Source organism: Bacillus infantis NRRL B-14911 (genome assembly GCF_000473245.1).
Taxonomy (GTDB): domain Bacteria; phylum Bacillota; class Bacilli; order Bacillales; family Cytobacillaceae; genus Bacillus_AB; species Bacillus_AB infantis.
This window is the reverse complement of the sequence record NC_022524.1, coordinates 2,929,668-2,952,666: the sequence shown is the minus strand read 5'-3', so window position 1 is coordinate 2,952,666 and position 22,999 is coordinate 2,929,668. Positions and strand designations below refer to the sequence as shown.

Sequence of the window (22,999 nt, the reverse complement as noted above, 5' to 3'; positions counted from 1 at the left end):
GAGGCTCAGCGCCGCCCCGCGGAAAGCGAAGTGCCTGGAACGGAAATCAACAGCCCCATTAACATCAAAAAACGATGGCAACTTAAACAATATTCCTGCAGTATTTGACGATGGAAAACCATCGTCTTTTTTATGCAGGAAAACCTTCATTTCTGCTCATGGGTCTACAAAAGAAAAGAGCCGTTCAAAAGTGCTGGCGTATTGTAAGGAACTGTCTGGATAAAGGTCAGAAATGATGCCGTTGACCTTCAGGCGCTGCATGGCTGCAAATTGCTGCTCCTGAGTGACCGTCCACGAATTGACTTTGTACCCAAATGATTTTGCCTGTGTGACAAAGGATTTAGATAAGAATGCATGATGGACAGACAAGAAATCGGCGAAACTTCTGTATGAAGCAAGCTGGAACATATCGAGCGGCTTGCTGACCAGTATTCCTGCCTTAACTTTCGGGGAAAGGGTGCTGAATGTCCGGATATCAGCAATATTGAAAGACTGCACCATTAAGAGATCAGGATCGACGCCTTCCTCAAGTGTTTGGTTCAGCAAGACAGCAACCTCTTTTGCCAGGTTTGCTTCACTTCCTGCCCCCTTCATTTCGATAAGAAGACCGATCTTCCCTCCGAAACGCTGTACCACTTCTTTCAGCAGAGGGATTTTTTCACCTTTATACTGATCGCTGAACCAGGAACCTGCGTCAAGCTCCTTCAGCTGGCTGGCAGACAGCTGTGTTACGAGTCCTTCTCCTCCTGTTGTCCTGCCGACATCTCCATCATGGATGACCACTGGCTGATGGTCGCTGCTAAGCCATACATCCAGCTCAATAAAATCAAAACCTAGTTCATAGGCTTTTTCAAAGGCTGCCATCGTATTTTCAGGAGCAATTTGGACAGCGCCCCGGTGGGCAATGGACTGAAAAGGGGCAAGCGGCTGGAATGCAAAGCTCAGGAAGGATACAAGGATGCCGAGAAGCAGGGATCCTGCAAGTGTGTTTTTTTTACGAAAAGGATAGAAGCATAACTCTTTGCGGTAAAGCCGTTCAAAGGCACTTGATGCCGGCAGATGAAAGAAAATAATGAATAAAAAGTTCCAGAATCGGGAGAAGCAGAAGCAGATTCTTCCTGGAAGGGCAGTTTTCATTGCAATATGGCCCCTCATATCATTTCCCCCTTCGGCAGGCTGGTTTATATATAATATGCGGAAGCAAGCTTGTACGGAAATGGTTTGCGACAGAATTTTCTGAAAAACGATAAAAAAAGAAAATGTTCTTTGAAGGAATCGACAGGACGAAAATGTAATAACAGAAGTAGAAAATATAGAGCTGCTGACGAAAAGGATGGGTCTGGCATAGGGAATAAATAAAGGAGGCTTGCTTCATGCTGAAGGAATTAACGTTGCCGATGTTAAAGCAGAAGGATTATGATGTGACGATTTTCCAGACACCGGAGTTCCGGCAAAAGAAAGGGTATAAGCAGGTGTACAGGCTGCCTATAAAGGGTGCGTCACATGAGGAGTGTCTTGATCACGCTTTCAGGAGTTTCAATGTTCCCGATCGCATGCCGGCTGACTTCAGCGGACGATTTCTGTCAACAGGGGATATTGTCTTTATTGATGAGGGCAGAAGGGGTCAGTTCTACTACCAGCTCAAACCCGGCGGCTGGGCGCAGGTGAACCGGGTGCATATCAGATAGAAAAAAGGATGAGCAGCAGGAGAAAGTCCCCTGCTGCTTTTGCTTTTTATTTTTTTCGTCTTTCGGCAGAATTCTCTTTGCCATGGGCCTCATGTTCAGCCACGATAGCTTCAGGCGGGATATGATTGTTTTTCTTTGGTGAATTGATGCGGCTGCGGTGTTTTTTTCCCACTGGCGCTTCTCCTCCTCTGATATCACATGAACTATTGTTTATGCTTCCTCCGGACTGTTTTGGAGGTATGCGGTTCAGTATTCGAACGTGAAGATGGATTGGTTTCATTCGCGTGCTGGACAGCCTGTCTCAGCTTTTTGCTCATCGGTTCTTGCGGCATGTTTATCCCTCCTTAGGAAAGACTAATATTAGGTTGCCCGGGGCAGAAAAAAACATGCTGGCATCACTTGGTTTTCCAGCATCAGCGGAAATATGGTATAGTGTGATGTGAAAGCAGTTGCAAACCATGCTTCAGAAAAACATTGGAGGTACAAAACATGAGTGTACATATCGGTGCAGAAGAAAATCAGATTGCAGAGACGGTTCTGCTGCCAGGAGACCCTTTGCGTGCAAAATATATAGCGGAAACATTCCTTGAAGATGCTGAATGCTACAATGAAGTCCGGAACATGTTTGGATATACCGGAACTTATAAAGGAAAAAGGATTTCTGTCCAGGGGACCGGAATGGGGGTTCCTTCCATATCCATTTATATTAATGAACTGATGAACAGCTATAATGTCCAAAACCTGATCAGGGTAGGTACATGCGGCGCCATCCAGAAGGATGTAAAAGTAAGGGATGTTATCCTGGCTATGAGCGCTTCAACTGATTCACAGATGAACCGCCTTACCTTTGGAGGCGTGGATTATGCTCCAACCGCTGATTTTGACCTTTTAAAAAGAGCCTATGATGCAGGTGAGAAAAAAGGCCTGAACCTTAAGGTTGGTAATGTTTTCACAGCAGATATGTTCTATAACGACAATTCTGAGCTGGAAAAATGGGCAAAATACCAAATTCTTGCAATAGAGATGGAGACAGCTGCCCTCTATACCCTTGCAGCAAAATTTGACAGAAAGGCATTGTCAGTCCTTACAGTCAGTGATCATATCCTTACTGGTGAAGAAACTACTTCACAGGAAAGACAGACAACTTTCAACGAAATGATCGAGGTTGCACTGGAAGCTGCGATTAAATAATGGTTAAATACGATGCCCCATGCCGGGCATCTTCTTTTTTTGCTGATATCAATACTATCTATGCTTTCGGATGCAGTGCAAAAAGTGTTAAGATAAACATATTGTGAAATACTAACATTGGTACAACAATAGGACAGGTGAAAGAAATGAAGAAAATAGTGATCATCGCAGCAGCTGTTTTTATCCTCGGGGGATGCAGCAGAATGGAGCCTTTTGTCAGCAAGATTCCCTTTTGGCCTGAAGGCGGGCAGGCTGCGGACAGCCCTTCTGATAAAAACAAAGAGACCAGTGAGGCAGCACCGTCAACGGATGATGGACAGGCTGCAGCTGAGGAGGAAGAAAAGTCTGTCCCGGACGGCCCTGTTTTGGAAGCAGCCTTTTTCAATCAGATAACCGAAACAGAAGGCAAAAAAGTGATTCAAAATCCTGCCAATATCATGGCGCTTGTAAATAAAGAGTTTATGCTGCCCGGCAGCTATATTCCGGAAGATCTTGTCCGTCCAAAAGTTCCATTTTCTTTCGGGGAACAGGATATTGAAAAGAGCTATATCCGCAAGGATGCTGCAGCTCATATGGAAAAGATGTTTGCTGCAGCAAAGCAATCCGGGATTGAATTGTTTGCCGTTTCCGGCTACCGTTCATATGAAAGGCAGGCAGTGATATTGGATGCTGAAATCCAGCGGGCCGGGGAAGAAAAGGCTGTCCAGGCTGTAGCCATGCCCGGCAGCAGCGAACACCAATCCGGCCTGGCGATGGATATATCCAGCAGAAGCGCAAAATTGGAGCTCTCTGAAGCGTTCGGCAACACTGCAGAAGGAAAGTGGCTTGCTGAAAACGCCCATAAATTCGGATTTATCCTGCGTTATCCGAAAGGAAAGGAAAGTATAACAGGCTATCAGTACGAGCCTTGGCATTTCCGCTATGTCGGTCCGGCAGCGGAGGAGATTTATGAGAAAAACCTCACTCTCGAAGAGTATTTCAGCATTGTAAAGAAAATATGATCATCACTCCCTGTTTTTACTTGCCCTGATTGGGGAATAGAATGACTGCAGTACTGACAGAGGGAGGAAGAAAATAATGAATAGAACAACGATGACTGTACCTGAAATGACATGCGATCATTGTGAAGAATCCATAAAGAACGCCCTCCTTTCACTTGACGGAGTTGCCGGGGTGTCAATAGCACTTCAGGGAAAAACAGTAGAGGTCGACTATAATCCTGAGCAGACATCGGAATCTTTAATCAAGGAAGCAATTGAAAATGAAGGGTATGGAATTGCCTGATTGGTTTTTGGGGATGGCATGGAAGCAGGCCATCCCCTTTTAATTGGCCTGTTCAAAAAAGCCTTCTTTTATTCATAAATTTTTCCGTTTTTGTACATATTTCTTTGTTAATTTACTTTATAAAATGTTATTCTAATTTTTAAGGGTCTAAGGACTTCCTTATGGAGACGAAAGTGGTGAACAGCTTGGATAATAATCATTTAGACCAGGAAAATTCAGACAAGCAGCCTGATTCCGGATACATCCGGATGAAGAAGTTTCACTTTGTCATGCTGCTGTTTTTCATAGTGTTCCTGGCAGCGGGGATTACAACCTTCGCGCTGGCATTCGGAGATGAAAAAGCTGTCAGCATCGGCAATGAACGAAACGAATTTGATAAGCTGTATTCTGCTTATGATACATTGAAAGGCAGCTACTACAAAGATGTGGAGCAGAATACGCTCATAAACGGGGCTATTAACGGGATGGTTGAGTCCCTGGAAGATCCCTATTCAGACTATATGAATGAAGAAGAAGCAGCAAGCTTCCATCAGAGCATCTCTTCTTCATTTGAAGGCATAGGTGCAGAGATTCAGGAGCAAAACGGGCAGATCATCATTGTTTCCCCGCTCAAAGGCTCCCCGGCAGAAAAGGCTGGCTTGAAGCCCAATGACAAAGTCCTTTCTGTAGATGGGAAAAGCCTCCAGGGCAAGAGCTCAACAGAAGCAGTAACACTGATACGCGGCAAGAAAGGTACCAAAGTGGAGCTTGAAATCCAGCGCGCAGGTGCTGATGAAGCTACGAAAATAAGCATCACCAGGGATACTATCCCGCTTGAGACCGTTTATGGGGAAATGATGGAGGATGGAATTGCAAAAGTCCAGATCACCACTTTCTCTGATAACACATCGAAAGAACTCATAGATGTATTGAACGATCTTCAGAAGCAGGGAATGAAAGGCCTTGTCCTTGATTTAAGGCAGAATCCGGGCGGATTGCTGAACCAGGCGATCAGTATTTCCAGCCTGTTTGTGCCGGAAGGAGAAATATTATTCCAGATCGAAGACAGGGAAGGCAATCGGGAAGTGGTAAAATCCAATTCTGAAGGCAGCCCTGACATCCCGCTTGTGGTGGTAATCGACAAAGGCAGTGCGAGTGCTTCGGAAATACTGGCAGCGGCTGTGCACGAGTCTGCAGGTGTCCCTCTTGTTGGTGAGAAGTCATTCGGAAAAGGCACAGTACAGCGTGCAGAAGATTTCACGGATGGATCCAATATGAAATTCACAACGGAGAAATGGCTGACGCCGGAAGCGAACTGGATCCACGAAAAAGGAATCGAGCCTGATTATAAAGCAGAGCTTCCTTCTTATGCATCGCTTCCGTTTATCAATCCTGAAAGCGAACTGAAGGTGTCTTCTTCTTCCGCTGAAGTGAAGGCTGCACAGGAAATGCTCAAGGCACTTGGCTTTGAACCGGGCAGGACAGACGGATTCTTTGATGAAAAAACAAAGCAGGCAGTCATCCAGCTTCAAAAAGCCCATAAACTTGAGCAGACGGGTGTCATTACAGGAGATACCACCGTAAAGATGATGGATCTCTTAAGAGAAAAGCTTCTTAAAAACGATACGCAGATTCAAAAAGCAGTAGAAGTGCTTAAGAAAGAACTGCAGTAAAATATTAAATGGAAAGGACCGGCCTGCTGGCCGGTCCTTTTCATGCTGCCTTAGACGAGCCGGAATTTTACAAATATTAACCAGGAGGTATAGGGCTGCCCTCCGATGCCCGAGAATGAAAGTAAACGAATAATGGAGGCAGGCCAGTGATGAAAAAACTATTGCTTATCATATGCGTCACCATCCAATTGACTGCATGCTCCTTGCCCTTTGACAATGGAGCCGACAAGGCAGCCCCCGGCATACCGGGGACAAGCGGAAAAGAAGATACAGTATACGGACAAGGTGCAACAGACACTACATTCCTCCTGATAGGAATAGACAGCAGGGGAGAAGCACACTCAAGGTCTGATGCAATCATAGCGGCAAGATATATGCCTAAAGAGAAGGAGATCAAGCTGATTTCTTTAATGAGGGACAGCTATGTGGAAATACCGGGCACCGGAAGGCGCACCAAACTTAATCATGCCTATTATGAAGGCGGGAAAGAATTGCTTAAAGAGACAGTTGAGGCGAATTTCGGGCTGGAAATCGACTATACTGCCATCATAGATTTCAAGGGCTTCATTGCTGCAGCAGATCTGATTGCTCCTGAAGGGCTGGAGCTTGAGGTTTCAAAGGAAATGGCAGAGGATATGAAGCTGGATATGCAGCCGGGGAAGCAAACCCTTCATGGAGAAGAAATTTTGTCATATGTCCGCTTCAGACATGATGGAGAAAGTGATTTCGGCCGGGTTGAGCGGCAGCAGGAGGTCTTAGCTGCCCTTAAAAATAAGCTGACTGAAAGATTCAGCAGTATAGAGGGAGTCCTTGATTTCCCGGCGGTCGTTCTTGAGGCAGCCCAGTATATAGAAACGGATATGGATGCCGATGAGGCAGTCCCCTTGGCCGTAGCCTATCTGCTCAATTCCGCTGAGAATGTTCAGACATTGAGGATTCCAGTCAGTGACAGCTTTGAAAATAAACTTGTGGATGAAGCAGGAGCAGTGCTTGAAATGGATTTTGAAGAAAATAAACAGGCAATCCAGCAGTTTATTGGAGAAAAACAATAAAGGGCAAGATAATAGACGAGCCATGCCCTTTATACATATCCTGGGTAATCTGCAAGCTAAAATAAGCCTTAACAGCTTTTTTGCTTTCAAACAGGGCAAAGTTTAGGTAACATATGATTGGAGCGTTAACCAATTTTGTCAGGAAGTGAACATGCTGAAATGGTAAATAAAACAGAAGTATATATATTATCGGGATTCCTTGGCAGCGGAAAGACCACTTTATTGAAGAGGCTGCTGCTGCAGGAAAAAAAGGATGGCCGGAAGACAGCTGTTATGATGAATGAGCTTGGAAAGGTATCCATTGATTCGGAAGCTGTTGACGGGGAGGTCCCGTTGAAAGAACTGCTTGGCGGATGCATCTGCTGCAGCATCCAGGATAAACTGGAATCCCAGCTGCAGTCGCTGCTTTTGGATGAGAAACCTGAAGTGATTTATATTGAAACGACCGGCGCTGCCCATCCTGTGGAAGTGCTTGATGCTGTGCTGTCGCCGCTGTTCGCAGATAAACTGCAGGTTAAAGGCATCATGACTGCGATTGACGGGATGAGATGGCTTGCCCGGAAGTCGCTGAGCCCGCAAGTTCAGCAGCTGCTCATAGAGCAGGTGCGGCATGCCGACCTGATCCTGGTGAATAAATCAGATGAAATGAGCAGTTCAGAACAAGCCTCTGCAGTCATGGATATCCAGTCTTTCAACCAGCATGCGGTGCCTATTCTCACCACCTATTCCAAGGTCTCCGCCGAAGCGGTACGGGGGCTTAAGACGAATCGGAAGACCGGGGCTGAAAAAGCCTCCCTCAAGGATCTGAACCTTGGATCCTATGTTCACACCTTCAAGGGCCCGGTCAGCCAGGAAGCATTCGATTCTTTTTTGAGAGAGCTGCCTGATTCGGTCTTTAGAATAAAGGGATATATTAAGTTTTCGGCTGAGGGCTATCCTTTCCTGTTCCAATTTTCTTATGGAATGCCTTTATATATGAAGGAATATATGAATATGCCCCTAAACATGGTATTTATCGGCGAAAATATAGACTGGGAGCAGATCAGCCGGAAATTAAAGGATATGGAGTAAATGATATAATATCACTGAAAGATCATTTAGCCCATATAGGGAAAGGACGATTTTCTTTGAAACAAGCAGCAGAACTGGAAAGAGCATTCCGGACTGTTTTTCGGACTTTAAGGCAGGAAGTGAATAAGCTGATGGGCGATGAAGTCACCAGCAATGAATTCACTGTGCTGAAACTAATAGCAGACGGACCTAAGATGGCTTCTGCCATTTCTAAAGAGCTGAATGTATCGGCAAGCCACATTACGAGCGTAACTGATTCTCTTGTCAGGAAAGGCTATATGACCAGAAGCCGTTCCGAAAACGACCGGAGAGTGGTGGAATTGGTGCTTACAGGAACCGGCCAGGAACTTGTTGAAAAACTGGAGGAAAAAAAATCTGCCTATTTGCAGGCAAAGTTCCGCTCTTTTACTGAAGAAGAGCTGGATCAGCTGGTAAAGCTGTTTCAAAAACTTATGTAATGATTGATAAGAGCCCTGCGCGCGCCCGCCAGGCTCTTTTTTTGTTTCAATTTAAACTGTCAGGATGCGGCGCCGCGCATAAAAGAAGGCTTGTGTGGGACACTTTTCATTGAGGGCCGCATGACCCATCCTACAAAGAGAGAAATCGAGTGATGATGATGAAGTTCTTAAAACAGCCGGCAGTCCTTATTCTCGCCAGCTTTCTTCTTCAGGGATCCATTTTTTATGCTGATGCATCCGGCAGGCCAGCTCCACTGGATTGGTCAGAAGTCAATGAGCTGCTTCCAAGATTCAGCACATTTACTGTTGAGGATGTTGAAACGGGAAAGAAATTTAAAGTGCAGCGAAGGGCAGGAAGCCGCCACGCAGATGTCCAGCCCTTGACGGCGAAGGATACAGCCGTGATGAAGGAAATTTATGATGGAAAGTGGAGCTGGAGGCGGAGAGCCATCATTGTAAAATCCGGAAAATTGAGAATAGCGGCTTCAATGCATGGGATGCCCCATGGAGCCGGGGCACTTGCCAATAATTTTCCCGGCCACTTCTGCATTCATTTTAACGGAAGCACCACTCATCGAAGAGATGAGATGGACTTATCTCATAAATTGATGATTTTGAAGTCTGCAGGCGAACTGGAGGCATACACCGGAAATGCAGGACCGGAAGAAGCAGCTTCAGCATTCATTGCAGGTCTGAAGCAGCAGGACGAAGATATTGCGGGCATGCTTTCTCTGCAAAAGCTGCCATGGAAAAAAATCCTCCCGGCTATTGAAAATGTTCAGCTGGAAAGTGCTTCCGGCGGCTTCAGCATGGAAGAAAAGCAGAACCAGCTTGTGGATGTTTCCGTAGAAGTTGACTGGTATATAAAAAATGAAGGAAAAAGGCATTACAAAGGAAAAATCGAAATGATAAAAATGTCAGCTTTCGACGGCTGGAAAGTAAACGCGCAAAAATTCCTGGAAGAAAACCGCCTATTCGAAAGATAAGCGGTTTTCTCTTTCCAGTGCAAAGGGCTGCAATAAAAGCAAAAAGGGATGCTATGGCATCCCCCATTCTTATTTCATCTCTCCAAACTTCGCAAATGTCTTCTCATCCTCTACCAGCCCGCAGGCTGCGCACTGCACCCTGACTTCAGGCCCTTTATAAGCCATATGGAAAGGGCTCAGCTGTTCTTCAGCGTATTCTTCCAAGACAATGCCCGAGCCGGGATCAAGCTTTACTGGCTGTGCTACCTGCCTGATGATATTGAATCTGCTTCTATTGGTTTTGCAGTTCGGGCAGCGGTAAGGTGTCCCCATGAACATCCTCCTTTCATTCTTCCTGCAGATTTGCCGGTGAACGTATTTTTTGCCATTGCAGTCTTCTTTATGCATATATAGTAGGGGTATACTAGAAACGATGGTAAGACACAGGCAAGGAGAGATAGAAATGAATAATGATTATGCTTATTTGCTTGGCCAGTACAGGCAGCTTTGGAACAACCGCAGGCTTGAAGGTACCGGCTCAGCGGAGGATATCTTAAAGGAAGCAATAAGGAGAGAGCTGAAAGATGAAAATGCCCATCCGCGTGCCAGAAAGCGGGTGGCGGAAAAGTTCTACCTGGCAGTTAAGAGGCTAACTGACTCTGATATGCCGAATGAAGATAAACTTTTTCTGATAGACATGCATTGTCAGGTGTATGAACAGATCAGATCTTAAGCTTTTTAGCGGCATATGCCCTGCTGTCGAGAATGATCTAAAAATATGATCAATAACTTTTCACAAATATTTCACAGTACAAGGATATAATCTTCTTATACATAGCAGAAAAGGGGAACAATCATGAGGGCAATTGCACTTACGCTGGGATATGCGTGCATGCTGCTGATGCTGGCAGCCTGCAGTTCTGAACAATATCCGCCAATTGCAAAGGACAAAATGGTGGCGGCAACCGTCAACATCAAAGATATGTCTTTGACCTTCATTGATTTGGATATATTGGATGAAGCGGCGACATGGGATTTACAGAAGCCTTATACAGGCGGCTTAATCCTCCCTGATGGAGATTCCTTGTTATTGTACGGCAAACAGCTGGACACCGTTGATTTATATTCATTAGAAAAAGGGGAAAAGATCGGTGAATGGCCGGCAGGTACCGGGATAGTCAATGGTAGGCTCCTTGCAGGCAGGCAGGAAATTGCTTTTGCAGACCAGGAAAAAGATCAAGTCAGGTTCTATGATTTGAATGGCAAGGAAACAGGAGCTGTTAAGACAGAAGCCGATCCCTTGACCATCCTCGAAGAAAAGGAAAAAGGGAGACTATTTGTCTCAAGCTTCAAGCAGGAAATCATGACTGTCATAGATATAAATCAAGGCAGAAAGATATCATCTTTCAAAATCCATCCTTCTGCAGCAGGAGCCCTGATCAGGGAAGAAGAGGGAGAACTTTGGATAGGCGGCCATGGAGAAGGGGCAGAAGCTGAGAAAGACATCCATGTTTACAGTCTGGAAACAGGCAGGCTGGCAAAAACGATTCCTGCCCCAACGATGCCGGTAGGCTTTGCAGAGCTGAAAGGATCTATTTTTGCTCTCAGCCACGGCTCCAGTACACTTTATAAGGTGGACGGCGGCGGTAAGGAGGCAGGCAGCATCCAGGTCGGAGCCAATCCTTTTGAAATGCTTCCTTTCGGAGAGTATCTGATTATTGCGGGCTATGACAGCAATGATGTCCATCTGATTGATCCGGGGCCGCTTAAGGTCATAAAGACGATCAAAACAGGAGAAGGGCCATTCCAGATCATACTCCGGGGGGATGTTGGAAATGAATGATTTAGAAATATTGATTGTGGATGATGAAGAAGATATGCGTCACCTGATCGGGATGTATTTGGAAAATGCCGGCTTCAGCTGCCGTTATGCTGCAGGAGGAAAAGAAACGCTGGAAGAAATACAAAAAAATCTTCCTGACCTCATTCTTTTGGATATCATGATGCCAGGTGAAGATGGATTCTCAGTATGTGAGAGGGTGCGTGCCCAATATGAAGTACCTGTCATTTTTTTATCTGCAAAAGGGGAAGAGTGGGATAAGGTCAAAGGACTGCAGATCGGGGGAGATGATTATATCGTCAAGCCTTTCAGCCCTGGGGAACTGACTGCCCGCATACATGCAGTCCTGAGGAGGAGCGGCAGCATCAGCGGCGCAGATTCAAATATAACCTCCGCCGGAAAAATAACGATAGACAAAAAGGCGCGGAGCGTGAAGGTGGAAGGCAGCTATATCATGCTCACACTCAAAGAATATGAACTGCTGATGTTCTTTATCGGCCACCAGTCCCATGCGCTGAGCAGGGAACAGCTTTTAGAGCAGATATGGGGAATGGATTATCTGGGGAGCTTAAGGACGGTGGATACCCACATTAAAACACTAAGAATGAAGCTTGGTGCAGGAGATTATATAAAGACGGTCTGGGGAATCGGCTATAAGTTTGAGGTGCCCCTCGAATGAAATACTTCTCAGGCAGCCTGGCAAGGAAAATCTGGCTGGCGATCATGGCCGCCATTGTCATCACCATCGTTTACTCATATTTTCTGTCCTATTTGTTTTATGAAAACCTTTATGTCTCACATATTGAGGAAGAGCTGCTGCAAGAGGGCGGGCGCCTGGCCTCGCAGTACAGTTCAGGCCCGATTACCGAACAATATAAAGAAAAAGTGGAATGGTATAACCAGGTATCTGATGCGGAAGTGTTTGCTGTCAGCAATCCGAGGGAGCTGAGCGCCTGCCTCCCATTTGATATTGATTATGACACGCTGATCGGCCCTAAAGAAAGAGAACGGCTTCTTAAAGGAGACCATATCCTTAAAACCGGGTATGAGGAGCGGTTCGGCCGAAGAATCATGGGAGTTATTATTCCCTTGCTTGACGAAAACAGACTTGAAGGTATTTTATACTTATATATCCCGGTGGAAAATATCTCAGAAGTCACAAAGGATTTTGCCTACTGGTGGGTAGCGGCTGCTTTGCTGTTTCTTGGAGCTGCCTTCATCTTCGGGACAAAAATAATCAGTAAGCTGACACACCCGCTTGCAGATATAAAAAAGGCAGCGGAAAGAGTGTCTTCAGGAGATTATTCAAGCAGGGTCCAGATTCAATCCGAAGACGAAATAGGGCGCCTTGCCAGGGCATTCAATCAGATGTCATCCTCCATCCAGAAGGAAGATGAAAGAAAGAAGGAGTTTCTGGCTGATATTTCTCATGAGCTCAGGACACCTATAAGCTATATTAAGGGCTATAGTGATGCAATATTAAAAGGGATTGCGGATAAAGATGATAAGTATCTTCATCTTATCAATAGAGAATCGGTCAGGATGGAAAGGCTTGTCGGAGACCTGCTTGATTTATCGAGGCTGGACACCGATGAGTACCAGCTGGTCAGAATGCCTCTTCCCCTTGCTCAGGTCATTGAAGATAGCCTGGTGCGGTATACCCCAGCTTTGAGGGAAAAGAGAGTAGAGCTGCGGACAATGCTTGATCCGGACATCATTATAATGGGTGATGAAGGAAGAATCGGGCAGATCGTGCAGAATATCATGGACAATAGCATCCGATATACAGGTAAAGGCTACATTGAAATTACCCTGAAAGCTTCCAATAGGGACTGCATTCTTACAATAATTGATACAGGAAGCGGAATCCCGCCGGAAGATCTTGAAAGTATCAAGCAGAGGTTCTACCGGGTCAATAAAGCCCGAACCCGGGATGATGGCGGCACTGGACTCGGCCTTGCCATTGCAGAAAAGCTCATCCAGCTGCATCATGGATCCATATCAATAGCGAGCAGTCCAGGAGAAGGGACAACGGTAACCATAAAATTGCCAATGCTAAAGGATTAAATTGGAAACCCGGGATATTTCCGGGTTTTTTCAATTTAAATCATACGAATTTCTTTTCACATTTGTCATTCCCGTGTAATAAAAGTAAACAAAGGATGACCCCTGAAAATGTGTCAATAAGACTTCTTTATCATATGTTTGGAAAAAAGACATGTTCACTTCCACTTTACCAATTATTATCCATACAATAATATTCCAGCCATTAAACCTAAGATATCTTGATATAACAGGCTTTTCCTGCTTAATTAGTCCCAAAGTCAGTATGCGCAGCCTATGGATGCACTTACAAACTGCTAATATGTAAAATCCTCCCTCTAATATTACAAAAATCGTATGCTATGATATTACTGCAAGCAAGAGAGCAACAAAAAACAAACTACGATTATCAGGGAGGATTTCATACATGAATAAAAAAGTGATCTTTTCAGTAGCAGCGGCAGCAGCATTGCTTGTATCACCAGGATTGAATAAAGCAGATGCAGCATCTAATTGCCCGACTCCACAGCAAGTGAAAGTAAATTACTCTGGAAACCTGAATAACGAGCAGATTAACAGCCTGCTTCAAAAATATATGAAACAATACAATATTAACTGGGAAAGCGTACAGGTAAACAAGCAGCCGGCCAAAGCAGAACAGCCGAAACAGGAAGCACCTGCACCAGCCAAAACAGAACAGCCAAAACAGGAAACTCCTGCACCGGCAAAAGCAGAACAGCCTAAGCAGGAAGCACCTGCACCTGCACCAGCTAAACAGCCTGCACAAGCAGAAAAACAGCCTAAAGCTGCACCATCAGCATCACAAGTAAGTGCGTTTGAGCAAAAGGTAGTCGAACTGACTAACCAGGAACGCGCAAAAAATGGTGTGCCTGCCCTTAAGCTTGATACAGAGCTCAGCAAGGTTGCACGCGAAAAGTCTAATGACATGAAAACAAAAGGCTACTTTGACCATAACAGCCCAACTTACGGTTCTCCGTTTGATATGATGAAGAAATTCGGCATCTCTTACAGAACAGCCGGTGAGAACATTGCAATGGGCCAGCGTTCACCTGAAGAAGTAGTAAAAGCATGGATGAACAGTGAAGGCCACCGCAAGAACATCATGAACGCCAACTTCACACACATCGGTGTAGGCCATGTGGCAGAAGGCAACTATTGGACTCAAATGTTCATTGGAAAATAATATAGCATTCAAAAAAAGGAGACAGCACCTGCTGTCTCTTTTTTTTGAACAGTTTTAGACTTTCCTAGGGAATGACTGTCTTATACGTCTTAATCTCACTCATGCTGCGGCCCGAAAGGTTTAACAGTAAATGCGGGTGCTTTTCCTTCATGATTTTTCCGAAAAAGGATACAATACAACCTAGAGTTAATATAGATAGGGGATTTCTATGGATATCAGAAAAGCAGAACCAAAAGATATAAGCAAAATAATGGGAATCGTAAAGAAAACAGTAGAAATTATGAGGCAGGAAAATAATGATCAATGGACAGATGAATATCCTGCAGAAACTGATTTCCTTAATGATATCAAGAACGGAACAATGTTTACAGCAGTGATGGATGGAGAACCCGCCGGTGCTATAACATGCGATCAGGTCCAGGCAGAGCAATACCGCCAGGTTTCCTGGCAAAAGGCCGATGGTGAATGCTATGTGTTCCACCGCCTCGTTGTAGATCCTGAAATCAGGGGAGCCGGGATTGCCAGCCGTCTCATTTCATTTGCTGAACAGCATGCTGTTCAGCAGAATGTGCCATATATGAGAACTGATACATATTCACTTAACAAGAAGGCCCAAAGACTGTTTGAGAAAAACGGATACAAAAAAGCCGGTGAAATCTATATGGACAGGGAGCATCCGTTCTTTTGCTACGACAAACTTCTTTAAGCATGCCGGAAGTTCAAGTATCCATCTGGAAAGGAATATCTACAGCTTCCTCATCCTCATGTATGGGTATGATAATGACAAGAAGACCTTCTTCAAAAGAGGTTTTGATCTCTTGCCGTATGACCTGATATGGAATGGATAATTTCTTCTCAAACTTCAGGCTGGGGCGCTCTTTTATCAAATATTCCCGGTTGGGGAGAAGAGTCATATATTTACCTTGAATAATGATTTCCCCCTTAGCCAGTTGAACCTTGAAATTCTCCCTTTCAATGCCTGGAAGTTCTGCTTCAACAATGATGGTGTTTCCGGATTTGTAGACATCACATCGGGGAACGGATCCCTGCTGGCCGAAAAATAAAGAGCCGGGATTGGATGGCACAATCTGCCCCTCCGGATTCTTTTTGCTCAGACTGCCCAACAGCGGATCATTCTGGACCTGGGTGCTCCATTCCAGAAGATGCCTGAATTGTTCCAAAGACATAGCTTGTAACCTCCTTTAATGAATGGGAGCTCAGAGCTAAAAGGAAAAGGTTAAAGGATTTCAGTTACTTCAATCTCAGAAAACTGCATATCAATATTCTTGGGTATCCTGACTTCCAGCATGCTGTCTTTGAAGCTCGCAGAAGAGCCTTTCCTTTTTACAATGGCAGGAAGGGTAATCGTATGCTTATTTTCAAACTCAGGAATATGCTCCAGGATGATCTGGTTTGAAGTATGATAAAGCTTCAGCTGTTTGAGCCAGGATTCATCTTTTATTCCGATCCTGACAAAAACATAATCATGTGTTTCGTAGACAGAGGTATCGAGTTTGGAAGAGCCGGGAGGAGAGGGATCAGGGTTCCCTTGCTGAAATGGGCTGAATCCCTGCATCATATTCTGTGGCCCTCCCATTCCCTGCGTCGATTGGGGAAAAAGCTGGCCCATCATATTCTGAACATATTTGTCAATCTCGTCAGGCTTGAGCTGCTGCATCGTTTTTTTCATGTCTTTGTTAAACGGGAAAAGGTTCCAGGGAAACATATGATACATCCTTTCCTAGTGAGGCGTATATGCCCCATGTTCGGTATATGCTGATGTATTATATGCAGGCAGCAGCCTAATCGTTAATTTTCACGCATACAGCAAACCAGCTGCCAGTCCAATTGCATATATTTTCTGCCAGCCTCTTTTTATTTGCATATCTCAAGGGTTCTTCATAGTATAGTGATTAAGAGAGCAGAAAAAAATATTGCGGGGTATGTATCTTGGTGAATGTAAAGACGGCTTTAATAACCGGCGGAGCGGCCGGCATCGGAAAAAGGACAGCCATTGAACTGGCAGCTAATGGGGTTTCGCTTGCAATCAATTACCGCAGCAGCCGGGAAAAAGCTGAGCTGCTCGCAGAAGAATTGACTGAAAAATATGGGACGCAAAATATTGTTGTCCAGGGTGATATCGCTTCTGCAGAAGACTGCCTGCGCATTGCTGAGAAGGCACTGGATTATTTCGGCTCAATCGATATCCTTGTCCATAATGCCGGGCCATACATACATGAACGAAAAAGAATGGCTGATTATTCCCTTGAAGATTGGAGCTATCTGATGAATGGAAATGTAAACGCAGTCTTTTGGCTGACAAAGCTCCTTCTGCCGGCGATGAGAGAAAAAGGCTGGGGAAGAGTCATTACCATTGGATTTGATAGAGTCGAAACGGCGCCAGGGTGGATTTACAGATCAGCTTTTGCTGCAGCAAAAACAGCGGCGGCATCCCTCACAAGGACTCTTGCCCTGGAAGAGTCTGAGAACGGGATTACAGCCAATATGGTCTGCCCCGGTGATATCGTAGGTGAATGGAAAGAGAAGGAAATCATTCAGGCAAGAGAATTGATCGGAGATTTGCCCGAAAATGAAAGAGATGCAACCGGAGAGGATATTGCACGGGTCATTTCGTTTTTAAGTGATGATAATTCCGCCTTTATAAATGGGAGCATTATTCCTGTCACAGGCGGAAGGGATATACTGGGAAAAGCATACAGGCTTGATGGCTAAGAAGGGCACATTGCTGAAGGCAATGTGCTTTTTGCTGCAATATTTGTGCCAATAAAAGAGAAAGTTTGAGAAAACCTGCTGCAGAAACGAGTACATATAGTTTTGAAGGTGGAAGGATGATAAAATATTAGGAAATAACTATAAATTTGATGCAGGTGCTGTGGCATATGGACATATATAACAGGTTTCTTAAAAAACTTCTAATCAATTACATATTCGGCTCTTTGATTGCAGTGCTGGCAATCGGTGCAACCTTTATTTTTACAACCATTGATGCCAGGGGATATGACAAAGCCCTAATATGGCTGATTCTGGCAGGGTCAATGGTCATCATGTTTTTTACGGAGGGCTTTTTCTTCAGGCAGCATATCAGGCCCATTCGAGCTGTGTTTCTTTCAGATGGAATGGATGCGGAGTCTGTCAGAAAAGCTATCCTGAGGCTGAAGCAGTTTCCAGTCCTAACGGTCAAGCGGATTATGCTGCCGCATCTGCTTGGACTGACGATACCGGCAGCATCTGCTTCACTTTATCTGATCTCAGCCGGAGAGCTCAAGCTCTCCTATTATATGGTGCTTTATGCCGCCATTGCCGCTTTTCTTGTTGCCAGCATGCACGCCCTAGTAGAATTCTACTTGACGCTTAGGGCGATCAAGCCGGTGCTGGCCCATTTCAAGGCGGCCAATAAAAGCGGGTGGCTTGTTCAAGAAACTCCGTCCACCATTCCTATCAAAAAGAAATTCCGTTTAACAGTCCTTGTGATCGGTGTCCTTCCTGTCCTGATTTTCATGGTAGCTGCCCAAATCAAGCTGGAAGGAATGGGGATGGAAACGGCCGTTTTTTGGCAGTGGGCGGCTGTTGTGATCTTCATTACAGTTTGCTATGCCATGCTGACCGCGAAGTATATGGCGGAGGATATTGAAGAGCCGATTTCACGCCTTCAAACGCTGATGTCCGAGGCGGAAAATCAGAACTTTGCCTACTTGAAGGATAATGTGTATACAGACGAATTCTCTGAGGTATTCACAGGTTTCAATATTATGATAGCGGCCCTGAAGCAAAGGGAAGAGACGAACCGGCAGCTGCTTGAAAGCTTCATGACTGTCCTGTCTGCAGCACTTGATGCGAGGGATCCATATACTTCCGGCCACTCAATGAGGGTGGCATCATTCTCCCGCGACATAGGGAAGAGACTTGGTCTTCATGATGAGGAACTGAAGCAGCTTTATCAGACTGCTCTTCTCCATGATATTGGAAAAATCGGTGTCCCGGATGGTGTTCTGCAAAAAGAAGGCAAGCTGAGTGACGAAGAATTCGAGTACATAAAGGCCCATCCGGTTATAGGTGAAACGATTTTAAAGCAGGTACAGCCGGCAGGCGAGGTGGCTTCATTGCTCCCCGGGATCCGTTCCCATCATGAAAGAATCGATGGAAAAGGCTATCCTGATGGACTTCAGGGGGAAGAGATACCTTATTTTGGCCGGATCATCGCCGTAGCAGATTCTTATGATGCCATGACTTCTGACAGACCTTACCGCAAAGGGATGCCGCCGGAAAAAGCATTGCATATACTTGAAAGTGGAAAAGGCACACAGTGGGATCCACAGGTGGCAGACGCTTTTATTGAGCTGGCCAGAAAGATGGTGCAGACTGAGGCATCCTGATCTTTCAGGTTCTCTATGGGCTATATAAATAACCCTTAAGGTCCTTCATACATGACAAAGGCCGCACCAGATTGGTGCGGCTTTATTGATGCACGCATATTCTTCCCGCATAATGAAAGAATTTATGATGAACGCAGCAATGCCTGCTCTTCCTGAATAATTCCGCTTCCGGACTGTACCCCCTCTGATTGGACCACCAGAGTCCGTGTAGGGAAAGCCATGCTGACTCCTTCCTCTTCCAGGATTAGCAAGATCCTGAAATTAACGTCTTCTTTGATGGAAAGATAATCTGCAAAAGACGTCACATTCGTGAAAAAGTACAGGTAAAGATCCAGGCTGGAATCATTGAAGCGGTCAAAGCGAACTATGATTGTATCGTTATGGATTTCCTCATGCTCAATGAGCATCAGCTCAATCCGCCTTGCGATTGCCTGGAGCTTTTCTCTTGAAGTGGAATACGTAACTCCCAGATGAAAGGCAATCTGCCTTTTTCCCATTTTAGACCAGTTAATGATCGGCTCGTTGGCAAGGGTCGAATTGGGAACCGTCACAAGAGCCTGGGCAAAAGTACGTATCTTCGTGCTTCTAAAGGTAATATCCTCTACTGTTCCCTCGACGCTGGGAGTCTTAATCCAATCGCCTATTGTGAATGGCTTCTCGGTTACGATTACTATCCCTCCAAAAAGGTTGGAAACTGTTTCTTTTGCAGCCAGGGCAAAAGCCAGGCCTCCAAGACCCAACCCGGCAATGAAGCCGTTGATATTGAAACCCCATTCTTCAGCAATCATACTTCCGCCAAGAACAATGACAAGAGTCTTAGCCATCTTAGAAACAAAAGGGACGACCAGCTTATCGACATTAATGTCGAGTTTGCTCATCAGTTTAGGGAAGAGCACCGTAGTCATGCTGCTTAAATTGAAAAGGCCCCAGGCTGCAATCACAACGAAAACTGACCGGAACAGCTTTTTTTCTGCTGTATCGCTGATCAGGTCATAAGGGAAAAACTGCAAAGCCAGCTGAAGCCCGATAACGACAAACAGCCATCTGACAGGCTTTTGGAACGAATTTAGGATGGAAGAGGCTGTGGTGATGCCTTTTTTATCAGTATAATCAATAATCAGCTTGAAGATATATCTTGTAAACACTTTTCGGAGCAGCAAAAATAAAATCAGGATTCCGGCAGAAAGGGCAAACTTTGCCCAAAAATCATCGGTTAACAGGTAAGTCATCATTTTCCTCCTTGATGTAAAACTAAGCAGTGATAAACATTAGAACACTTTACCACTAACTGCGGAAAAATTTAATAGGTTGAAAGACGTAACTTTTAATAAGGCTCTTTACGCATTGATTGTTGCTTTATTGCCATTCTTATAAGAGGTGAAAAATTACATTTACAGGAAGGGAAATGCTGCTGGTGCTTGCCAGAATTTAAAGTCATACAACGTCAATTTTATACGTGAGGTATAAAAACCGCTATTTCTGGATCATTCAAGAAAATCTATTTAGGAACAATCGCGACCAGCCATAAAGAGCGGACCTTACAGGACCTGAATGAGGGAATCGGGGACAGGCTGAAAAATAAGCGGAGAAATTCCCCCTGATTTCAAAGAAACTCTAAAAACAGCTGCAATAGTCGGAGAAATTCCGGCGATCGATTAAAAAACAGAAAAATGGGCAACTTTGCTGCACTTAACCGGAAATTTTCCGCTTATTTAATGCCCTCATGCCAGATTCAGCAGTTAAAACGGAAATTCTCCGCTTATTTTAAGGCTTGCTGGCCCCTCAAATGAGGATAAGACTTCCTGGTTTTTTTATCCTTTCCTGCCCTGTTAGCTGAATAAACCTCTCCTGAAAAGGGGAAAAAAGAGGGTCTCTTCACTCAATTTTGAAAAAGCCTGTCTGCCATATATACCTATGCGGAGATCAAAGGCGAAAGTACAGGAATGGACAGACCGTTTTTTTCAGAGTCTGGAATATAGCATGGCTGTTCCTGGCTTTCGGTTTGCAAATGCATTTTCAACCCGCAGATTTAAGCTCTAAAGAATAAGGATGCTGGCTGAGCCGCTGAATTTTTGCCGTGAAGGTCTTCAGCTGCTTCTTTCAGCATATAGTATACGGACAAGCGATTTGGAGAGGAGAATGAAGGGTGGCATATCAGGGGTCGAAAGGCTGGTATATTCAGAAGCTGAAGGAAATGGGGATCAATAAACATCCGATAGACCGCAGGAAAATAGAATTATACAAAACCTATATTGTCAGAAAGCTATACATCGAAGAATTAAAGAAAAATCCGGGAAAATAAACATATGGGGAGGCTGCATAGAAAGCAGTCTCTTTGTTTTGCCAAACGGTGCGGCAGTCTATGCCCGGCACCTGAGCATGCGTTTTTCATAATGGCATGTTGGAAAGCGGCGAAGCATATGATGAGGGAGAAAGGGGGCAGAGGATAGTGAGATCTCTTATTGCAAACAAGCTGGCCACCATTTGGATGGAAATCGGGGAAAGCAGCTTTGACTGCCCGCTGAAATCCGTAAGCGGGGGGAACACAGTCTGGCAGCAGATATATCTGCTCGGGCACTATCCTGTCCTGCTCCATGAATATTATTTGATGTCCAGACTGATTCTCGATAGCAAATGGATTTTGCCTCCATGGAAACTGTTCTCTTTTAAGTGCGGAAGTGCAATTGAATATGATGCCTTCTATGCCGCCGCATGCGAGAAGGAAATCGGCAGCTTTACATACACCGGCATTGACGAAGAAGTCTGGAGTGGCCTGAGTGAAGTCCCCCCCAATAAACTTAAGCTGATTCGATCACCTCCATCAGGCTTGCAGGTAGGGGAATTGGATGAGATCAGCTTAATAATGTTCCCTAAATCATTAAAGAGCTTTACCGGCAGGGATTTTGAAGCTATAAGCCAGCAGCTGCAAAGGGCTGTTATGAAAAGGAAAAGAATCTGCATGGCTTTCTCGGCATCCGACCCTGAAAAACCTGATTATGAGCTGAACCGGTTTCATTCACTCCTTGAACAGGCTGCGAGATGGCAGAAGTACAGAATCTGCCAAGAGCAAACGATTCATATTCAAGCCGAAACAGCCATCCGATATGCTGATAACCGTTTCGAATATCCTCCAAAAATTCTGATGAAGATGAGGGATAGGGAGGGCTTAGCCTCAGTTTGTCCTGTGGAGAGGCTGGAACAGGCATTTATGAGGGCAGTTTTTCTGGAGGCAAGGTGAGTTTTTATATATGAAAAAAAGCCAGTCGGGAATGACTGGCTTTTGGTTAAATCTCGTGTATGTGCACCCTTAAGCCTCCATTAGCTGGGTGACATCCTGAACCGGCTGGACTCCGCTCCGCATTACATGAAGTGTATATAAGTCCTTTGGGATTTCATAAAGATTGTAGATAAGCTCCTGCTTGTTTAGCTGTTCAAATATATGTTTCCTTGTTTCATTGGCCTGGATAATATACGGAAGCTTTTCAGCAGCTTTTTGAGAACGGATATTGACATTTCTGATCCTCATAAAGATCGTTTCGATTCCGGCTTCATAAAAAAGCTCATCAAAAAAAGCATCCTTGGCTGTCTTATTATAGCCTTTCCCATGATAGGGCTTGCCGAGCCAGGTGCCGAGGAACCCGGCCTGATCCTGAATATCGAACAGATTGATGGTCCCGATCGGAGCACCCCATTCATCGAGGATAGTGCGGGAAATAAGCTCACCGCGTTCCTCTGCTTCAATCGTCTGCTTGGTCATAAATAAAAATTCATCATAGGAATAGGCTTTTTGGCGCACAAAAGGGAAGACTTCCGGGTGCGTCATCAATTCGTACAAAGCATGGCAATCCTGAAGATCGCGTTTCTTGAGCATGTATGTTCCCTCCAGCCCGAGGTAGTCCTGCTCCATGCCAAATAGAGCTCTGGTCCCACCCTCGAAATTTTTTGTAATGTTGCTAAAAAATTTCGGGGTGGGAATCGAACCCACTAGAACCATCCTTGGATTGGATGGTGGCGCACCATTTGCCTTCCCTATATCTATTGCATTCCATTATGTGTTTATTCAAAGGCAGAAATTCAGCAGAATCTTTGCCACTTAAGGTATCATACTAAAAAAAAATAAAAAAAGAAATAGGTAAATTGTTAATATTTCTTGAAAA

27 protein-coding genes are annotated in these 22,999 nt (G+C 44.9%); 19 read left to right on the top strand and 8 right to left on the bottom strand.

Going from position 1 to position 22,999, the window contains the following annotated elements; genetic code table 11:
* Positions 1-156: 156 nt before the first annotated feature.
* Positions 157-1,155 (bottom strand): glycerophosphodiester phosphodiesterase, encoded by a 999-nt coding sequence (locus N288_RS14955; protein WP_009795470.1) that lies wholly within the window; start codon positions 1,153-1,155, stop codon positions 157-159.
* 218 nt (positions 1,156-1,373) lie between these two features.
* Here N288_RS14955 and N288_RS14950 point away from each other — a divergent pair, with 218 nt between their 5' ends.
* Positions 1,374-1,688: a YodL domain-containing protein gene (locus N288_RS14950; protein ID WP_009795472.1), complete on the top strand. Its 315-nt coding sequence runs from the start codon at positions 1,374-1,376 to the stop codon at positions 1,686-1,688.
* Between the two features lie 46 nt (positions 1,689-1,734).
* Here the strand turns inward: N288_RS14950 and N288_RS25710 are convergent, their stop codons facing one another.
* Positions 1,735-1,860 (bottom strand): hypothetical protein, encoded by a 126-nt coding sequence (locus N288_RS25710; protein ID WP_009795473.1) that lies wholly within the window; start codon positions 1,858-1,860, stop codon positions 1,735-1,737.
* Between the two features lie 31 nt (positions 1,861-1,891).
* Positions 1,892-2,020, bottom strand: coding sequence for a hypothetical protein (locus N288_RS25705; RefSeq protein ID WP_009795474.1), 129 nt, complete (start codon positions 2,018-2,020; stop codon positions 1,892-1,894).
* Between the two features lie 157 nt (positions 2,021-2,177).
* Here N288_RS25705 and deoD point away from each other — a divergent pair, with 157 nt between their 5' ends.
* The 8 genes from deoD to N288_RS14910 all read left to right on the top strand — a co-directional run bounded on the left by deoD (position 2,178) and on the right by N288_RS14910 (position 9,382).
* Positions 2,178-2,879 carry a purine-nucleoside phosphorylase gene (gene deoD / locus N288_RS14945; RefSeq protein ID WP_009795475.1) on the top strand — a complete coding sequence of 234 codons (702 nt, stop codon included), beginning with the start codon at positions 2,178-2,180 and terminating at the stop codon, positions 2,877-2,879.
* A gap of 146 nt (positions 2,880-3,025) precedes the next feature.
* Positions 3,026-3,880: a M15 family metallopeptidase gene (locus tag N288_RS14940; protein WP_022544083.1), complete on the top strand. Its 855-nt coding sequence runs from the start codon at positions 3,026-3,028 to the stop codon at positions 3,878-3,880.
* A gap of 76 nt (positions 3,881-3,956) precedes the next feature.
* Positions 3,957-4,163, top strand: coding sequence for a heavy-metal-associated domain-containing protein (locus tag N288_RS14935; protein WP_022544082.1), 207 nt, complete (start codon positions 3,957-3,959; stop codon positions 4,161-4,163).
* A gap of 248 nt (positions 4,164-4,411) precedes the next feature.
* Positions 4,412-5,815: a lmo1851 family serine protease gene (locus N288_RS14930; RefSeq protein ID WP_198018101.1), complete on the top strand. Its 1,404-nt coding sequence runs from the start codon at positions 4,412-4,414 to the stop codon at positions 5,813-5,815.
* A 149-nt stretch (positions 5,816-5,964) separates the two neighbouring features.
* The gene (locus N288_RS14925) at positions 5,965-6,867 is read left to right on the top strand and encodes an LCP family protein (protein ID WP_009795481.1); all 903 of its coding nucleotides are present in this window, start codon (positions 5,965-5,967) and stop codon (positions 6,865-6,867) included.
* 159 nt (positions 6,868-7,026) lie between these two features.
* Positions 7,027-7,938 carry a CobW family GTP-binding protein gene (locus N288_RS14920; RefSeq protein WP_035403367.1) on the top strand — a complete coding sequence of 304 codons (912 nt, stop codon included), beginning with the start codon at positions 7,027-7,029 and terminating at the stop codon, positions 7,936-7,938.
* 56 nt (positions 7,939-7,994) lie between these two features.
* Positions 7,995-8,396 (top strand): MarR family winged helix-turn-helix transcriptional regulator, encoded by a 402-nt coding sequence (locus tag N288_RS14915; protein ID WP_009795483.1) that lies wholly within the window; start codon positions 7,995-7,997, stop codon positions 8,394-8,396.
* A gap of 152 nt (positions 8,397-8,548) precedes the next feature.
* Positions 8,549-9,382, top strand: coding sequence for a hypothetical protein (locus N288_RS14910; RefSeq protein ID WP_009795484.1), 834 nt, complete (start codon positions 8,549-8,551; stop codon positions 9,380-9,382).
* Between the two features lie 69 nt (positions 9,383-9,451).
* Here N288_RS14910 and N288_RS14905 read toward each other — a convergent pair whose 3' ends face one another.
* Positions 9,452-9,694 (bottom strand): hypothetical protein, encoded by a 243-nt coding sequence (locus N288_RS14905; protein ID WP_022544079.1) that lies wholly within the window; start codon positions 9,692-9,694, stop codon positions 9,452-9,454.
* Positions 9,695-9,824: 130 nt separating this feature from the next.
* Between N288_RS14905 and N288_RS14900 the strand changes: the two genes are divergently transcribed.
* The 6 genes from N288_RS14900 (at position 9,825) to N288_RS14875 (ending at position 15,154) form a co-directional block, all read left to right on the top strand.
* Positions 9,825-10,094, top strand: a complete 270-nt coding sequence (locus N288_RS14900; RefSeq protein ID WP_022544078.1) for an NUDIX hydrolase — start codon at positions 9,825-9,827, stop codon at positions 10,092-10,094.
* A 123-nt stretch (positions 10,095-10,217) separates the two neighbouring features.
* On the top strand, positions 10,218-11,204 hold the full coding sequence (locus N288_RS14895; protein WP_009795487.1) for a YncE family protein: 987 nt from the start codon (positions 10,218-10,220) through the stop codon (positions 11,202-11,204).
* A complete protein-coding gene (locus N288_RS14890) occupies positions 11,197-11,880 on the top strand; it encodes a response regulator transcription factor (protein ID WP_022544077.1) in 684 nt (227 codons plus the stop codon). Before N288_RS14895 ends, N288_RS14890 begins: the two co-directional genes overlap by 8 nt.
* Entirely contained in the window at positions 11,877-13,268 is a 1,392-nt protein-coding gene (locus N288_RS14885) for a sensor histidine kinase (protein ID WP_009795489.1), read from the top strand. Before N288_RS14890 ends, N288_RS14885 begins: the two co-directional genes overlap by 4 nt.
* 403 nt (positions 13,269-13,671) lie before the next feature.
* Entirely contained in the window at positions 13,672-14,448 is a 777-nt protein-coding gene (locus N288_RS14880; protein ID WP_009795491.1) for a CAP domain-containing protein, read from the top strand.
* Between the two features lie 208 nt (positions 14,449-14,656).
* Positions 14,657-15,154, top strand: a complete 498-nt coding sequence (locus tag N288_RS14875) for a GNAT family N-acetyltransferase (RefSeq protein ID WP_009795492.1) — start codon at positions 14,657-14,659, stop codon at positions 15,152-15,154.
* A gap of 13 nt (positions 15,155-15,167) precedes the next feature.
* Here the strand turns inward: N288_RS14875 and N288_RS14870 are convergent, their stop codons facing one another.
* Positions 15,168-15,635, bottom strand: a complete 468-nt coding sequence (locus N288_RS14870; protein WP_009795493.1) for an Hsp20/alpha crystallin family protein — start codon at positions 15,633-15,635, stop codon at positions 15,168-15,170.
* 50 nt (positions 15,636-15,685) lie between these two features.
* Positions 15,686-16,174 (bottom strand): Hsp20/alpha crystallin family protein, encoded by a 489-nt coding sequence (locus N288_RS14865; RefSeq protein ID WP_022544076.1) that lies wholly within the window; start codon positions 16,172-16,174, stop codon positions 15,686-15,688.
* A 227-nt stretch (positions 16,175-16,401) separates the two neighbouring features.
* Here N288_RS14865 and N288_RS14860 point away from each other — a divergent pair, with 227 nt between their 5' ends.
* Positions 16,402-17,181: an SDR family oxidoreductase gene (locus tag N288_RS14860; protein ID WP_035403376.1), complete on the top strand. Its 780-nt coding sequence runs from the start codon at positions 16,402-16,404 to the stop codon at positions 17,179-17,181.
* A gap of 167 nt (positions 17,182-17,348) precedes the next feature.
* Entirely contained in the window at positions 17,349-18,842 is a 1,494-nt protein-coding gene (locus N288_RS14855) for an HD-GYP domain-containing protein (protein ID WP_035403379.1), read from the top strand.
* Between the two features lie 122 nt (positions 18,843-18,964).
* Here the strand turns inward: N288_RS14855 and N288_RS14850 are convergent, their stop codons facing one another.
* Positions 18,965-20,074: a mechanosensitive ion channel family protein gene (locus tag N288_RS14850; protein WP_009795497.1), complete on the bottom strand. Its 1,110-nt coding sequence runs from the start codon at positions 20,072-20,074 to the stop codon at positions 18,965-18,967.
* A 914-nt stretch (positions 20,075-20,988) separates the two neighbouring features.
* On the opposite strand from N288_RS14850, the gene N288_RS24750 reads away from it, so the two are divergent.
* Positions 20,989-21,144, top strand: a complete 156-nt coding sequence (locus N288_RS24750; protein ID WP_022544074.1) for a YflJ family protein — start codon at positions 20,989-20,991, stop codon at positions 21,142-21,144.
* A 147-nt stretch (positions 21,145-21,291) separates the two neighbouring features.
* Positions 21,292-22,080 (top strand): hypothetical protein, encoded by a 789-nt coding sequence (locus N288_RS14845; RefSeq protein ID WP_022544073.1) that lies wholly within the window; start codon positions 21,292-21,294, stop codon positions 22,078-22,080.
* A 69-nt stretch (positions 22,081-22,149) separates the two neighbouring features.
* On the opposite strand, the gene N288_RS14840 is transcribed toward N288_RS14845, so the two are convergent.
* Positions 22,150-22,713 (bottom strand): GNAT family N-acetyltransferase, encoded by a 564-nt coding sequence (locus N288_RS14840; RefSeq protein WP_009795501.1) that lies wholly within the window; start codon positions 22,711-22,713, stop codon positions 22,150-22,152.
* Positions 22,714-22,999 lie beyond the last annotated feature (286 nt).